This is a genomic window from Algoriphagus pacificus (genome assembly GCF_017254845.1).
In the GTDB taxonomy this organism is placed as follows: Bacteria; Bacteroidota; Bacteroidia; order Cytophagales; family Cyclobacteriaceae; genus Algoriphagus; species Algoriphagus pacificus.
The window spans coordinates 59,546-73,871 of record NZ_JAFKCU010000006.1; the positions used below are offsets into that span (position 1 = coordinate 59,546).

At 39.0% G+C, this 14,326-nt stretch carries 9 protein-coding genes; 6 read left to right on the plus strand and 3 right to left on the minus strand.

Annotated features, from left to right (window positions below):
- Positions 1 to 15 precede the first annotated feature (15 nt).
- Entirely contained in the window at positions 16 to 7,092 is a 7,077-nt protein-coding gene (locus J0A69_RS19040; RefSeq protein ID WP_206588214.1) for a PKD domain-containing protein, read from the minus strand.
- A gap of 172 nt (positions 7,093 to 7,264) precedes the next feature.
- A complete protein-coding gene (locus tag J0A69_RS19045) occupies positions 7,265 to 8,131 on the minus strand; it encodes a class I SAM-dependent methyltransferase (protein ID WP_206588215.1) in 867 nt (288 codons plus the stop codon).
- Positions 8,132 to 8,249: 118 nt separating this feature from the next.
- Between J0A69_RS19045 and J0A69_RS19050 the strand changes: the two genes are divergently transcribed.
- Genes J0A69_RS19050 through J0A69_RS19075 form a run of 6 tightly spaced genes read left to right on the plus strand, consistent with a single transcriptional unit; the run spans position 8,250 to position 13,470 of the window.
- Complete coding sequence (locus tag J0A69_RS19050; protein ID WP_206588216.1) at positions 8,250 to 9,200, plus strand: polysaccharide biosynthesis protein; 951 nt, start codon at positions 8,250 to 8,252, stop codon at positions 9,198 to 9,200.
- A gap of 2 nt (positions 9,201 to 9,202) precedes the next feature.
- Positions 9,203 to 9,877, plus strand: a complete 675-nt coding sequence (locus J0A69_RS19055) for a nucleotidyltransferase family protein (RefSeq protein ID WP_206588217.1) — start codon at positions 9,203 to 9,205, stop codon at positions 9,875 to 9,877.
- A gap of 23 nt (positions 9,878 to 9,900) precedes the next feature.
- Positions 9,901 to 11,778 carry a carbamoyltransferase family protein gene (locus tag J0A69_RS19060; protein WP_236033014.1) on the plus strand — a complete coding sequence of 626 codons (1,878 nt, stop codon included), beginning with the start codon at positions 9,901 to 9,903 and terminating at the stop codon, positions 11,776 to 11,778.
- A 2-nt stretch (positions 11,779 to 11,780) separates the two neighbouring features.
- A complete protein-coding gene (locus J0A69_RS19065; RefSeq protein WP_206588218.1) occupies positions 11,781 to 12,938 on the plus strand; it encodes an SGNH/GDSL hydrolase family protein in 1,158 nt (385 codons plus the stop codon).
- A gap of 1 nt (position 12,939) precedes the next feature.
- Positions 12,940 to 13,089: a DUF5989 family protein gene (locus J0A69_RS19070; RefSeq protein WP_170124584.1), complete on the plus strand. Its 150-nt coding sequence runs from the start codon at positions 12,940 to 12,942 to the stop codon at positions 13,087 to 13,089.
- A gap of 12 nt (positions 13,090 to 13,101) precedes the next feature.
- A complete protein-coding gene (locus J0A69_RS19075) occupies positions 13,102 to 13,470 on the plus strand; it encodes a hypothetical protein (protein WP_206588219.1) in 369 nt (122 codons plus the stop codon).
- A gap of 64 nt (positions 13,471 to 13,534) precedes the next feature.
- Here the strand turns inward: J0A69_RS19075 and J0A69_RS19080 are convergent, their stop codons facing one another.
- Positions 13,535 to 14,311 carry a class I SAM-dependent methyltransferase gene (locus J0A69_RS19080; protein ID WP_206588220.1) on the minus strand — a complete coding sequence of 259 codons (777 nt, stop codon included), beginning with the start codon at positions 14,309 to 14,311 and terminating at the stop codon, positions 13,535 to 13,537.
- Positions 14,312 to 14,326 lie beyond the last annotated feature (15 nt).

Sequence of the window (14,326 nt, forward strand, 5' to 3'; positions counted from 1 at the left end):
GTACTAATGTCAAATTTATCGAATGAGCACAAAAGTACCAGCTTTTTGAATTTCTTCTCCAGACTTAGACCTAAATGTTCCTCTATAGACATAATTCCCAGGTGTGGCAGGTTTAGAATTCAAAGTACCATCCCATCCTAAATCATCCAGTGACTCGGTATGATAAATCAGCTCTCCCCACAAATTGAAGATGTAAAAATCTATTTCTACGATACCCCTGTGGTAAGGCTTAAAGTATTGATTTTTGAGTCCTGTTGGGGTGAAGGCATTTGGTATCATGACCAGATAATCGTCAAAAGCTTCGATCGTTTTTTGAACTTCAGCCATACAGCCGAATTCATCGATAGTGGTAAGTGTGACTGTGTATACTCCCTTTTTCTGATATTGATGCGTTGGATTCTGTGCTGAACTTGAAGAGCCATCTCCAAAATCCCAATTCCATATAATCGCTTTTCCAGTGGTTAAATCTTGGAACATTACATCCTCGAGTATTTGGACTTCCGCGTTTGGAAGTATTATACCTCCTCCTAAGTCAGCTTGGTATTCAAAATCAGGCACTAGAAGTTCATCAGAGATGATTACTTTAATTCTTTGTTTTGGTGACCAACAGCTGGTTCCCTTGAAACTTGTCTGAACTACATAATCCCCTGTTTGATTTACTGCTGCTATTTGATCCAATCTTAGTACCTGACCAAGCGGACTCTCTACTCGATAGTCATAGACAGCATTGTTGAATCCTTCAATGTAATTTCTTAGATCAACTGTTTCGTTTGGATCACAAACAATTGAAGGATTTGAAACTCTTAAATTTGGAATACCATTTACCTTAACCTGCACAGGAACAAGGTCTGGAGGGCATATTCCTGTACCTTCTACTGTTAAATAATAGGTATAAGGGCTGCCATTTGAAAGCAAGCCAGAAACTGTCAATTCTCCTGAGGAATTAATCTCATAAGAAACATTTCCTGAAGAGCTACCATTAGAAATCGGCTGATTTCCTTCAGAATCAAAATACCATTTGAATTCCGGAGTGCCGGCAACCTGCGTTGTAGACGGAGTTAAAGTGGCTGATTCCCCTTCACAAATTACTTGATCATCTGCTTCGACCGGGGTGTTTTGAGAGATTAACTCAACTACTTCACTCAGGATGGTACATGAGCCATCAGATAGACGCACAGAATAAGTGCCTGCAGAAAGATTATCAAATACTACCGGGGAACCTGCTGTCTGGGTATCTATAACATTGCTGTCCTTCAATAATTCTATTGTGTAACCGGAGGTAAAGCCACCAGAGAATGTCACGGTTAAGCTTCCTGAATCGGTGTTACATGTTGGATCAACTGCTACCAAATCATCAACCTGAAGAGCCGAGTTTGGTCCTAATACTTCCACATTATCCAATTGGGAAATACAACCTGCACTTTCAACATACAGGGTATAAATACCCGGTGAAACTTCGAATGTATTGGAAGAAACGAAATTCACACCATCAATACTATAAGTGTAAGTTCCATCCCCGAATTGTGCTGCTATGCTTATTGTCCCATTATCTCCGAAGCATGCTTCATTTTGAACAGTTGGCGTAATTGAAGGCTTTTGAATGATTTTCACTTCAGGAGAAGCTAGGAAGCCCTCACAAATGCCATTACCTACTACTTCAACATAATACACAACAGGTGAATCTGATGGCTCTAAGCCCGCAACTGTGAGTTCACCGCTTGCAGATATTGTATAGACTTTCCCATCAGCAGCAGGAGTTGCAGAAGAAACTATTTCAGAAGATTTATTGGAATCGAAGTACCATTTGAATTCACCATCCGGATTAAATGGCTCCATAGAAGGCACTAATACAGCCAAGTCACCTTCACAGATTGTGATATCCTCTACATCAACTCTTGTTGGACCGAAAGTTAAAGCCAGAACAGATGAGCTAATGGTACATCCCCTATCATCTATGACTTCAATATCAAAATTTCCTTCTAATAAATTCTCAAATGCAAACAAGCCATCAGTTGAAACCTGAGATCCAATTACATTCGCTCCATCTTTCAAATTGACAGTATAAGGAAGCCATCCTCCTGCTATCTCACCTGAGATTATACCTGTAGGAGCCCCGCAACTTGGATCTATTTGTTCAATCTCAACGAAGTCTAAGGCTGCATCTGGACTTAAGATCTCAACAGAATATAGCTCAGAAGGACATCCCACTGACTTTTGCTCAACAGAAATTGTATAAACCCCAGCTGCAAGCTGTAGTGATTCGAGTGCAGCCTGATCCATGAATGCTCCACCATTGAGTGAGTATACAAAGTTTGGATCAGCACCTGATGCTACAGTGATTCTACCATCTTCGGAATCGATGCAACTGATTGATAAAGCTTCAAAAGTCACTTCTGGAATCGGGTACACTGTCACCTCCACAGGAATCTCAGCTCCTGTACAAACCACATAAAAATAGTAGGTGTAGGTTCCTGGTTCGAGACCGGAAACAGTTAGTTTAGGATTTAACCAATCAACATCGTCAATCACATAGGAAACATCTGGATTTTGTGGATCAACTCCTGTTTGGATCTGATCAACTTGACCTGGGTTTTTATACCATCTTACTTCTGTAGGAGCAGCAGGTGGAAGTCCAGGAGCAACTGCAAGATGAACTGGTGCAATTGTAATAGATTCTCCCTCACAAATATTTTGAGGTTGAGTTAATTGATATACTGGATCGGAAGATTCCTCTACTATAAAATTGAATACTTCTTTACAACCATTTTCATCTGTAACAAGCAGGTAATAAGTATCTGGTAATAAATCTTCAGCGCCATTTACAGTTCCTGATACTATTGTGCCGGTTTCGGAACCCTTTCTCCATTCAACTTGGTAATTACCCCATCCACCTGAGATGACAAGGTTCTGGATAATTCCATTTGGCAAATCACAGTTTGCTCTTAAAATATCAGGAGTATTGATTGAAATTGGTGCCGTAGGGCCTTCAATTGTAAAATCTTCTGTAATAGAGCAGCCGTTTGAACTTCTAATCTCTACAGAATAAGATCCTGGTAAGAGGTTATCAAAAACATTTGAAGATCCAAAAGCAGCGCCGTCCAAGCTGTATTCAAAATCTCCATTGGCTCCATTCGCTTGAATAGTCAGCGTACCATCTCCAGCTTCAAAACATGTCTCATTGGTGATTATAAGATCTGCTGTAAGCTCAGGATAAACAGTCACTTTTGCATCAAAGATGTAGTCAGGACAGAGATTAGGTCCCTCAACTCTGTAATAGAAAATAAAGTCTCCTTCGTCCAAACCTTCTACTGTCAAACTATTGTCTGAAGCATTTATCTGGAATATTCTTCCTTCTGTATCAGGAGTGGATGTGCTGGTAATCGGATTTTCTGCTGCTGAGTCTGTAAACCAAGTAACAGTATAGTTTCCTGGGGTGGTGATTTGAGGAGTGAAAGTAACTGGGGATCCGAAGCAGATTTCTTCATTTAAGTCTTCTACGCTAATTGGATCCAAATCATCATTTACCAATTCGATGGTTTGAGCGGTTACTTGACAGCCCAAAGCATCAGTCACTATGATTTCATAAGAGCCTGGCAATAAATCAATAACAGAATAACTGTTTCCATTAACAGTAGCAGAGAAATCACTAAAAGGTTTTGAATTGATTTCTATTGAATAGTCAGGCGTCCCTCCTATTAGTTCGAATGTAATTGTTCCGTTAGGATAAGAGCAAGTTGAGTTTGTAAAGTCAATATTGTCTATTACCAATAATTCAGGCTGGGTAATTTCAACATCATCCTCGATGGTTTCACAAGCAGTAATTTTATTGACAACCTTTATCTGGTAAATACCTGCTGGTAATCCAGTGAAAACAGGATTATCCTGTGCAGGTCTTACACCTACTATTTCATAAGAAAATGAGGTAGGATCAGCAGAATCTTCAAGAACTACTTCAAGTTCCCCGGAATTATCTTCAAAGCAATCCAGATTTTTTACTAATACCTCTTTTAAAGGAGGGAATTCAGAAACTGTGACTTTTGCGTTCAAATCCGGATAGTTACAGGTATTGTCTCCGGTAATTGAAAGCGTATAATCATATTCCCCATCGGAAAGACCTTCAATAGTCAATTGATCTGGTGTAGCATTATCCCCGTCATGGTCGGATAAAGTATATTTTATACCTGCTATGGTGGCATTATTGGTGATTACTACTCCATTTGGAGTTTTCCATGTAAAGACTGGAGAGGCATTGCTGATGTCAATGATGGTCGGGATTAAATTGACTGTTTCTCCTTCACATGCCACTGCATCAGAAACTTCAAATTGAGGCCCTGGAATATCGCTTAACTGGATTGGTTGTGAACTGATTTCACATCCATTTGTATCCTGTATAGTAAGAATGTATTCCCCGACAGTCAAATCGGTAAATGCGAAAACCCCAGCATTTTGATCAAGATTTGGAGTACTCACCGGAGTTCCATCTTTGGTAAGGCTTAGGAAAGAATAGGCTGGAGTACCACCCGTCACTTCCCAGGTTGCAAAAGCGCTGGTAGTAATACCGCAGGAAGTCCCATCAGCGTCTACTAAATTAATTGCCAAAGGAGAAGCAGGGCCATTTAGGTCAACTGTTTGGTTTACTTGACATCTGGCAGCACTAGATACATCGACTGAATATTCTCCTTGAGGAATATTTTCAAAAACTGCAACAGCACCTGTTACAGAATTTGGACTATAAGTAGCAGCTGTTAAAGTATTTGTTAGAGTGTAAACATAAGTACTTGCTCCATCCCCACCTGATGCCTGAACCGTAATTTTACCACCATCTCCAAAACAGAGTTCATCCTCAACAATTATTGAATCAATTAATAAAGGATTCTCGATAGGAAGGATTGTGAATGGCAATTCATGTCTAAATAATGGTTGCCCATCGCTGCCAGGCTGTCCGGATCTGAATTCATCACCGATCTGAAAAATATAATCTCCTGCAGGAAGTCCGGTATATGCAATGGAGGATTGTCCAGTGGAAAGGAAAGTCCAGTCGACAATTATATCACCATTTGTAGATACGATCCTCCATTTTTCATTTCTTTGATTTCCGTTTGAGTCTACACCGGAAACTGCTGCTCCCTGAATACTTACTTCTATTTTACCAAGTTCCTGGCATGTTTCCCTAATAGGAGAATTATTGAAATCCGGATCTATATTATCTACAATTTCAATGGTCACCTCTTCCGCTGAAATCCCAACGCAACCTTTATTTGAAGTTACCTCAACAGTATAAGCTCCAGGAGTAGTAGCTGTGTAGCTTACTCCATTTTGGCCTGAAATAGGATCTCCATCCTTCATCCAAACATAGGTATCGCCGGCTACTACAGGCTCTATATTCAAAAGTACTTTAATGTTAGCAGCTTCTTGTTGCTCCCATACCAAAGGATCCAATGTGGTAATGACTGGCTCCGGAGTAGGATTGATCTTAATCGTGATAGGTTTTGGATCAGAAACTTGTCCAAAGTTATCTGTCACAGTATAGTACATGGTGGTTTCACCAGAATATCCTGGTTCAGGAACAAACCTAACTTTAGGAACTTCCACCCCTGCTTCGTCAACCAAGAATACTTCAAATTGTCCTGCTAACTCACCTGTAACATTATCATAGCCAGGTCTGGAAGTTCTTTCAGGGCGGCAAAGTAAATCATTACAATCTCCTGTAAGACATAATTCACCATTGGATGCTGGAGGAAAGGGGATGTTTATAGCATCATCTTGAACTACTTGTTGTGCCTCTTGCTCAGTATAATATAATTGGAGACATCTGACAAAAGCATTGTCGACATCATTTCTTAATTCAACGTCCAATTCAAAGGTGTTGGTCTCACCGGCACAAACCTCTTCATTCAGTGAACCTACTAGAGGTTTTTCAAGCTGGTCTTTATTGGAAACCTGAACGGTTACGTTTCGGATCTCATGGAAATTTGTGTTTTGTCCTGTAGCAGCTGCAAAACCTACCTTTAATAGTTCAGGGGCTTCGAAGTCATAGACAATAGGACCGTCGAAAACATTTATCAATCTTACTGTCCCGCCGTCATTGACCAACATTATTACCTCAATTGTGTAACCTTTTGACCGGTCGTTGACATCTACAGGATTAAGATCAATGAAGACTTTTCTGAAGCCTTCTTCAGCACAGGCCGCGGCAAATTGATCAGTATCAATCTCAAACCTTTCAGAATGGAGGTATTGTGCCACTGACACTGGAGGAAATGTGGTTGCTATTCCAGTGCTTGAAGGATCGAAAATTCTACCATCAATGAATTTGTAGGATTCCCATCTTGGACTCGTCAAAGTTCCAGGGATGTTTTTGGAATCATTAATCCTGTCTCTATCCTTGAAAGGTGTACTCGCATCACCATCTACAGGACCTCTTACAATGACAGAATGAGGAAATAATGGAGTGTTGCTTAGAGCATCATCATTATTGGGATCCTCAAAACCTCCATATTTACCGGTTCTTGAATTCCCGAAGTTTCCTAATTCATCAAACCCAATGCCCAGGTACGCTCCTTTTAAGCCAGGACTGATTAAGTTTGGTTCATTATTGGTAGCCCTTACAGCAGTATAACCCAATGCTCCTCCAGTCCCACCGATTTCGAATTCTGCAGCAGAAATCGATCCATCAAACATAAAAAAACTGATACCATCAGCCCCAATTAATGTTCCTCCCCAATCCGAAAATTCGAAGGATACTTTTAGACCAAAAGCAGAAGAGAAAGGGAAATCAACAAAGACATATCCATTTTCATCTTGACCGTTTGAAGTCAGCTGTAAGGACTGCCCTGTTAATTGTACATTGTTGTTTGTCCCACCGAATTCGATATTCTCCCTTAGATCATTTCCAATAAAGGTTTCGCAAAAAGGAAAACCGGTACGGATGGGGATTTCGATATCGGCAAAAATTCGGGCATTAGGATCGGAAGGTATGGTGTCTGAAGAAATTCTGGAAAGCTTCTCAACCCTTTCAGTCAGTTTTAAAAGCCTCTCATCTGTATCCCGATAAGGGGCAATAGCGAAAATTGCTCCCAAGCTGGAAAGCATTAACAGCAAAAAAATTATAAATTTTGAGTAAAGATTTTTGCTCATATTCTTTCTTCTGGCATCAATTAAATGCCACCACAACTTTACTTTAAACTAGCTTAATTTTTTTTAAAATCAATTTATGACAAAAATAGAACCAGTTTGACTCTGTTTTTGAAAATAAATTTAGAATTTAAGCGTTCAGCGGACTTTTGGCTTCACAGAAAAGCCATTCCATTTGGTTTGGCCTCTTTTCTTCCAAAAGTTTTATCATGTCCTGCAGGGGTATTTTTTTCATTTCAGGATCTTCGATATGGCGATACCTGAATATATCATCAATGCTCTTTATTAATTGTACATGATGCGTTTTCAGAAATCTTTCCTGTAAAAGATCCGAGATCCCCGGCATGACGAAATCATGGCATTCAATGATGAAATCCGAGTTATTCAGAAAACCGATTACTTCCTCGGAAAACAAAGTAAGCTCATACCCTTCACAATCCGAAAAGATCAAGTGCTTTTCTTGGGGATCCAAGTTGAATAAAAACTCTTCCGTTATTCCCTCCATCAGTAGAAATCCCTCTCCCTCCTTTATTCCATTGTGTTTCGCCAGGCTTTTTACCTGCTCTAATGCCTGTGGATTGATATCCACCGCATAAATCCGTGAATCTGGGAACAGCTTAGCCAAACCTACTGCATAATATCCTTCTGCACATCCCACATCTAATATAGTCCGGTATGGCTTCGGGGCAATTTTTTTAAGTACCTCGTGTAGCTCCATCTCATAAAAACCTAGGAGTTTAGGAAAAATGGTTGAATGGATGGCATGGATAAAAGGATACTTTAAGCCTTTGAATGGACCCCTCTTTACTGTGGATGTAATCAGTGATTTGTATTTTTCATAAAAATCGGACTCTATTTTTTTCTTCTTTTCCTCATTTTTCAGATAATATATATCTGCATTTAGTTCGGCAATAGGTTTATAAAACTTCCAGGCACTTTTTGAATCAGTTAAAATTTGAAGGAATTTAAAAAATGAGTCTTTGATAAATTTTTTCATGTTCCAAAGAAGGAATATTTAATCAAAAATTACAATTCATAATATTTAGTGGAAAAAAAATGGAAACAAAATATGATTAATTAGATTTGCGGTCATAAAATTCAATTTAATTCATAGGATGAAGACAATTTTAATTACCGGGGGAACCGGATTTTTGGGTAGAAACCTCGCTTTAAAGCTTAAAAAGGATTATCGAGTAGTCTTAACCGGTAGAAACAATAAGCAGAATCTTTTTGCATCAAAATATACAGGTTGTGAGGTTGCCCCTCTTGATATCAGCAACATTGAATCAGTGAGAGATGTATTTGTTGAATTCAAACCTGATATCGTCATTCATGCTGCAGCTACAAAATTTGTGGATTTGGCAGAAAAATACCCTATGGAATGTGTTGATGTGAATGTATTGGGATCTCAAAATGTGGCGAGGGTGGCAGTGGAAAGAGAAATCCCGGTAGTTGTGGGTATTTCTACAGATAAAGCAGCTCCTCCTGTCCGCAATATATATGGCATGTCCAAGAGTGTTATGGAAAGAATTTTCTGCGCAATGGACGGCAAATCAGCTACCAAATTCACTGCTGTTAGATATGGCAATGTGGCTTGGTCCACTGGGTCTGTGTTGACCATTTGGAAAAAGATGTTGGAAGAAACGGGAGTGATTGGAACTACCGGTCCGGAAATGAGAAGATTCTTCTTTTCTGTAGATGAAGCGGTCAAACTGGTTATCACTGCTATGGAAAACATAGATCAGGTGAAAGGAAAAGTTTTGTCCCGCCACATGAAAGCTGCTCAAATGCAGGATATTCTGCAGACCTGGATTGAGGATAAAGGAGGAAAGTGGGAAAAAATCGAAGGTAGACCAGGAGAAAGAGATGATGAATTTTTAATCGGTGACCTAGAACTTGCCTACACTCAGGAGTTAAATTTTGATGGAATAAAGCACTATTTGATTTCCTTTAATGAGAAGGTAGCCAATCCTATCTCTTTTGGATTGTCTTCGGCAAATACAGATCGATTGACAAGAGAGGAAATTTTGGATATAATCAACAATCCTCCGATTGAAGAGCAATAAAAATGGATAAGATCAACCATGCACTAATCATGGCAGCAGGAAGGGGCACCCGAATGGCCCCTCTTACTAATGTGATACCCAAACCCATGGCCCCTTTATGGGGATCTACTTTGATAGCAAATGGAATTAAAAAACTGATTCCGCAGATAGCTAATGTCCATATTACGGTAGGATACAAAGGTGCAGAACTTGCCAAGCATGTTATTGAATTGGGAGTGCACTCTGTTTTTAGTACTGAAGGGAAAGGAAACTCATGGTGGATTTTCAACACATTGATGTCCAAATTAGATGAGCCGGTTTTGGTCCTTACCTCGGATAATGTAACCGACTTGAAAATTGATTCTTTGCTTGCAGAATACAAGCGTCTGAACAATCCAGCCTGCATGGTAGTCCCTGTGCTTCCGATTCCTGGCTTGGTCGGGGATTATATCCATCATGAAAACAACCACGTCATCAAATTGGATAGAAATAATCCTGCCGAATCCTATTGTTCAGGAATCCAGATCATCAACCCCAGTAAAATCAACAAGCTCATGGATCCGGCAGAGGATTTTGGAGAGGTTTGGAGTCGGTTAATCGAGCAGCAGGAGTTATTCTGTTCATCTGTATTTCCTGAAAAATGGTTTACGATTGATACCATAGAGCAATTGACCCTAATGAATAATTCAAAAGCCTGATCCTCATAGGAAATTTTCAATTCATGCAAAACAAGTCCATTAAAATCCTTGGAATCTCTGCTTTTTACCATGATTCTGCTGCAGCTATCTGTGAAAACGGGAAGATTATAGCAGCAGCTCAAGAAGAGCGATTTACTAGAGATAAACATACACCTGACTTTCCTAAAAATGCTGTCAAATACTGCCTGGAGGAATCTGGCTTTAGTATAGACGAATTAGATGCGGTTGTTTTTTATGACAAGCCTCTGTTAAAATTCGAAAGGTTATTGGAGACTTATTATAAATTCTCTCCTAAGGGTTTTATTTCATTTGCCAAGGCAATGCCGGTTTGGTTGAATGAAAAGATGTTCCTTAAAAAATTAATCCGGGAAGGCTTAAAAGAGGTTGAGGAATATGATTCAAAAAGACTGAACATGCTCTTTCCGGAGCATCATCTTTCTCATGCTGCAAGTGCCTATTACCCTTCTCCTTATGAAGATGCTGCAATTTTGACAATTGATGGTGTTGGGGAATGGAGTACAGCAATTATTGGTCATGGAAAAGGGAGCTCTATCGAAATTCTGAAAGAATTGAATTTCCCCCATTCAGTTGGCCTGCTATACAGCGCATTTACCTATTTCTTGGGCTTCACAGTGAATTCCGGAGAGTATAAACTAATGGGTCTGGCACCTTATGGCCATCCGGATTCGGAGGAGACTTCAAAATTTGAGGAGTTGATTAAAAAGCATTTGGTTGAAATCTACCAAGACGGTTCGATCTGGTTGAACCAGGATTATTTCAATTATGCTACCGGACTAAGGATGGTCAAGGACAACAAATGGAAAGAGCTGTTTGGAATCGAAAGAAGAGGAGCTGAAAGTGAGTTAAAGCAAATTCACTGTAATCTTGCTTTGGCAATTCAAAGAGTAACTGAGGAAATCGTGCTCAAAATGGCTCAAGAAACCAAAAAGCTAACAAATTCCGATAATTTGGTGATGGCAGGTGGAGTTGCGCTCAACTGTGTAGCCAACGGTAAACTTCAAAAATCAGGGATTTTTAAAAACCTATATATCCAACCTGCTGCAGGAGATGCAGGGGGAGCACTTGGTGCAGCCTTGGCAGCAAACTATATTGCTTTTGAGCAAGCCAGGGTAAAAGCAGATCAGCCAGATTCCATGGATGGATCCTATTTAGGTCCTTCTTATTCCAATAAGGAAGTGGAATTAATGTGTAGAAAAGTAAAAGCCAACTACACTAAATACGAGGATCTGGATAAAATGTATTCTCTTGTAGCGGAAAAGCTTTCCGAGGGAATGGTAGTAGGCTGGTTCCAGGGTAGAATGGAATTCGGGCCAAGAGCTTTGGGAAACAGAAGTATTTTAGGAGATGCAAGAAACCCTGAAATGCAGAAGAAATTAAACCTGAAAATCAAGTATAGAGAAGGCTTCAGGCCATTCGCTCCTTCAGTTTTAGCAGAAGAAGTTTCAACTTATTTTGATTTGGATGAACCATCCCCTTATATGTTATTGGTTTCTCCGGTAAAAGAATCCAGAAGAAAACCCTTGCCAGCGAATTACAATGAAATGGGATTATGGGAGAGACTTTATCAGGAAAGAAGTGATATTCAATCGGTAACCCACTTAGATTTTTCTGCGAGGATTCAGACGGTTCATGAAAACACAAATCCAAGATATTATAACTTAATAAAGGAATTTCAGCGTCAAACCAGCTACGGCTTAGTTGTAAATACCAGCTTCAATGTAAGAGGAGAGCCTATTGTATGCACCCCTCATGATGCCTATCGTTGTTTTATGAGTACTGAAATGGATGTATTGGTTATTAATGAATATGTATTTATTAAGACCGAACAGCCGGATTGGGAAAACAAAGAAAAATGGATGGTAGCGTTTAAAATGGACTAACTATGGGATTGATCTCAAAAAACGATATCAAATCTTTTTTCACCATCACAGTTCCTATGCTCTTGATCATGCTGGTCATCATAGAAATTGCGCTATGGAAAGTTGCTCCTGTACCTGATCCGTTTGCGAGTTATAAAAACGCACAAGCCATTAATTACCAGTATATAGAATCTCAATTTCCTAAAAAAGCTTCCTATACATTTGAAATAGAATCTGATTTGCCTCTAATGGATTCCAGTGTCACTTTTACGACAAATAATATGGGATTTAGAGGAGATTCTTTGATTAACCCGAAACCAGCAAATGAGTATAGGGTTTTTATGGTTGGAGGAAGTACAACAGAGAATCTTTTTATTGACGATGCACTTGGTTTTGAAAGACAGATCCAAGAGAAACTACAAAAGGAGGTTCCCACTAAGACAATTAAAGTTTATAATGCTGGGAAATCCGGGGATGCTACTCCTGACCATCTGGCAATGCTTGGGCAAAGGCTAATACATTTGCAGCCGGATTTGATTGTGTTGTTTCCAGGGATCAATGACTTGAACAGGTTGGCCGCAGGATATGATTATTTACATTATCCAGTTAAAAATGATGCCCCTCAAAGAAGTTGGGTTGTGGATTTGAAATTCTTCCTGAGCAATTTTCAGGTAATGAGGAGGTTGATAAATGTCTTAAATCCCGAAGAGGAAAATGCTAGAAAGGCCATATTCCTTACAACCAATTACAAAGACAAGGTAAAAGAAGTACAAGCCTTGCCTTTGGAATCCAGTCTACCTCCCATCGATATTTCCATCTATGAAAGGAACATCGACAGTTTCATCGGTATCTGCAAAATACAGGGGATAGATCTACTTTTATTAACCCAAACTTACACTTGGAACAGTCAGGCTGAAAACAACTTATCCGATTGGCACTGGATGGTTGGTATTGGAAACAAAAGGTACCCAGAGGACAAATTGGCCAATCAGCTTAGTGAATTAAATGAATCAATCATTCAGGTTTCTTCAAAAGATTCTGTAGAGTTGTTAGATTTGGAAAAATTAATTCCAAAAACAAACGCTTATTTCTATGATGACTGCCATTTCAATAAGGGCGGAATTGAATTGAGCACTGATTTGATTTCAGAAAAAATACAATTAACATATTTCAATAATTAAGATGGATTTTCTAAAAGATATTTGGGCATTTATGAAGGAAAGAAAGAAATTCTGGTTGGCACCGGTGATTTTCATTCTTTTATTGTTGGGCGTACTGATCATTTTTGGAGGAGGTAGTGCATTGGCACCATTTATCTATACCTTATTTTAATCTTTACAGCTAATGGCATCTCCTAAAAGTAATCCCACCCAAACCGTATTGGTAATAACGGTAGGCTTCTTGATTTTATACTTGGTTTTCAAGCATAATGCATTCCTTATTATCTCACTTTCAATTGGGTCAATCGGGATTTTATCAACTTTCCTAAGTCAAAAAATAGAATGGGTTTGGTTTAAACTGACTCATATCTTGAGTTTAATCGTACCGAATATATTATTGGGACTGATCTTTTATCTGTTTCTCACCCCTATTGCATTTTTTGCAAACCTTTCGGGCAAGAAAGATACACTACAGATAAAAAAGCCAGGTGATACAGCATTTGTGACGGTTAACAAGAAGTATAAACCTGAGGATTTAGAAAAACCTTGGTAATAAAAAAGGCCCGATTTGATACAAATCGGGCCTTTTTTAATTATGAATTTTTTACTTAGTTCTATTAAAGCTTCTCATTATTCACCAGGATATTTGATTCCTCATTATTCTCCCCTTTATAAATGAAGAGCATATTATGGTAAAAATGCATTGAAATGATTTTCTTATCATAATAGCTTGGCTGGTAACCTTTTAAAAGGAACTCCTTATGGTTAAGACTATCTGTCAATGACTTAAAGAAATTCATCATTGTATTGGGATTTTTAAGGTCTGAGGAATCTCCTCCAAAACTCTCCCAATATGATGTTTGCATATCTTCGATCACGTAAATCCCTCCTTCTTTTAGATAAGGAAACAGGAACTTGAATGTTTCTATGACATGCTCATTGATATGGCTTCCGTCATCAATAATTATATCTGGATTTCCCACCTCCTGCATCATGTTGCCCAGGAATTCAAAATCCACCTGACTGCCATGAAATATCCTGACTCGATCTTCCTGTAAAAGGCTTTTATCATGGATATCCAGTGAATAAACTTGTCCTCGATGGAAATAATTTTTCCACATCCTCAGGGAGTTTGCACCTAATTGCGGGTCATCATAACCTCCTACCCCAATCTCCAAAAGCTTGATTTTTTTGTTTCTATATGGAGCGAAATGCTTTTGATAATGCTGGGTATAGAAATGTCCGATTATCTTATCAGTCCCATGGATTTCTCCCAACTTATTCAAATCAGATCTATGAGGGATTGATTTTAGGTCATTTATTTTTCCTCTCAGTTTATAAAGCTCTTTGAAAGATAGGTTCTTGGTTAAATATTGTTTTATCGAGAGAATCAAGGGGGTGTTTTTTTC

Excerpts from the sequence above, each read along its gene's own strand:
- J0A69_RS19040 (WP_206588214.1), bottom strand. The coding sequence starts at position 7,092 with ATGCTTTCCAGCTTGGGAGCAATTTTCGCTATTGCCCCTTATCGGGAT.
- J0A69_RS19045 (WP_206588215.1), bottom strand. The coding sequence starts at position 8,131 with ATGAAAAAATTTATCAAAGACTCATTTTTTAAATTCCTTCAAATTTTA.
- J0A69_RS19050 (WP_206588216.1), top strand. The coding sequence starts at position 8,250 with ATGAAGACAATTTTAATTACCGGGGGAACCGGATTTTTGGGTAGAAAC.
- J0A69_RS19055 (WP_206588217.1), top strand. The coding sequence starts at position 9,203 with ATGGATAAGATCAACCATGCACTAATCATGGCAGCAGGAAGGGGCACC.
- J0A69_RS19060 (WP_236033014.1), top strand. The coding sequence starts at position 9,901 with ATGCAAAACAAGTCCATTAAAATCCTTGGAATCTCTGCTTTTTACCAT.
- J0A69_RS19065 (WP_206588218.1), top strand. The coding sequence starts at position 11,781 with ATGGGATTGATCTCAAAAAACGATATCAAATCTTTTTTCACCATCACA.
- J0A69_RS19070 (WP_170124584.1), top strand. The coding sequence starts at position 12,940 with ATGGATTTTCTAAAAGATATTTGGGCATTTATGAAGGAAAGAAAGAAA.
- J0A69_RS19075 (WP_206588219.1), top strand. The coding sequence starts at position 13,102 with ATGGCATCTCCTAAAAGTAATCCCACCCAAACCGTATTGGTAATAACG.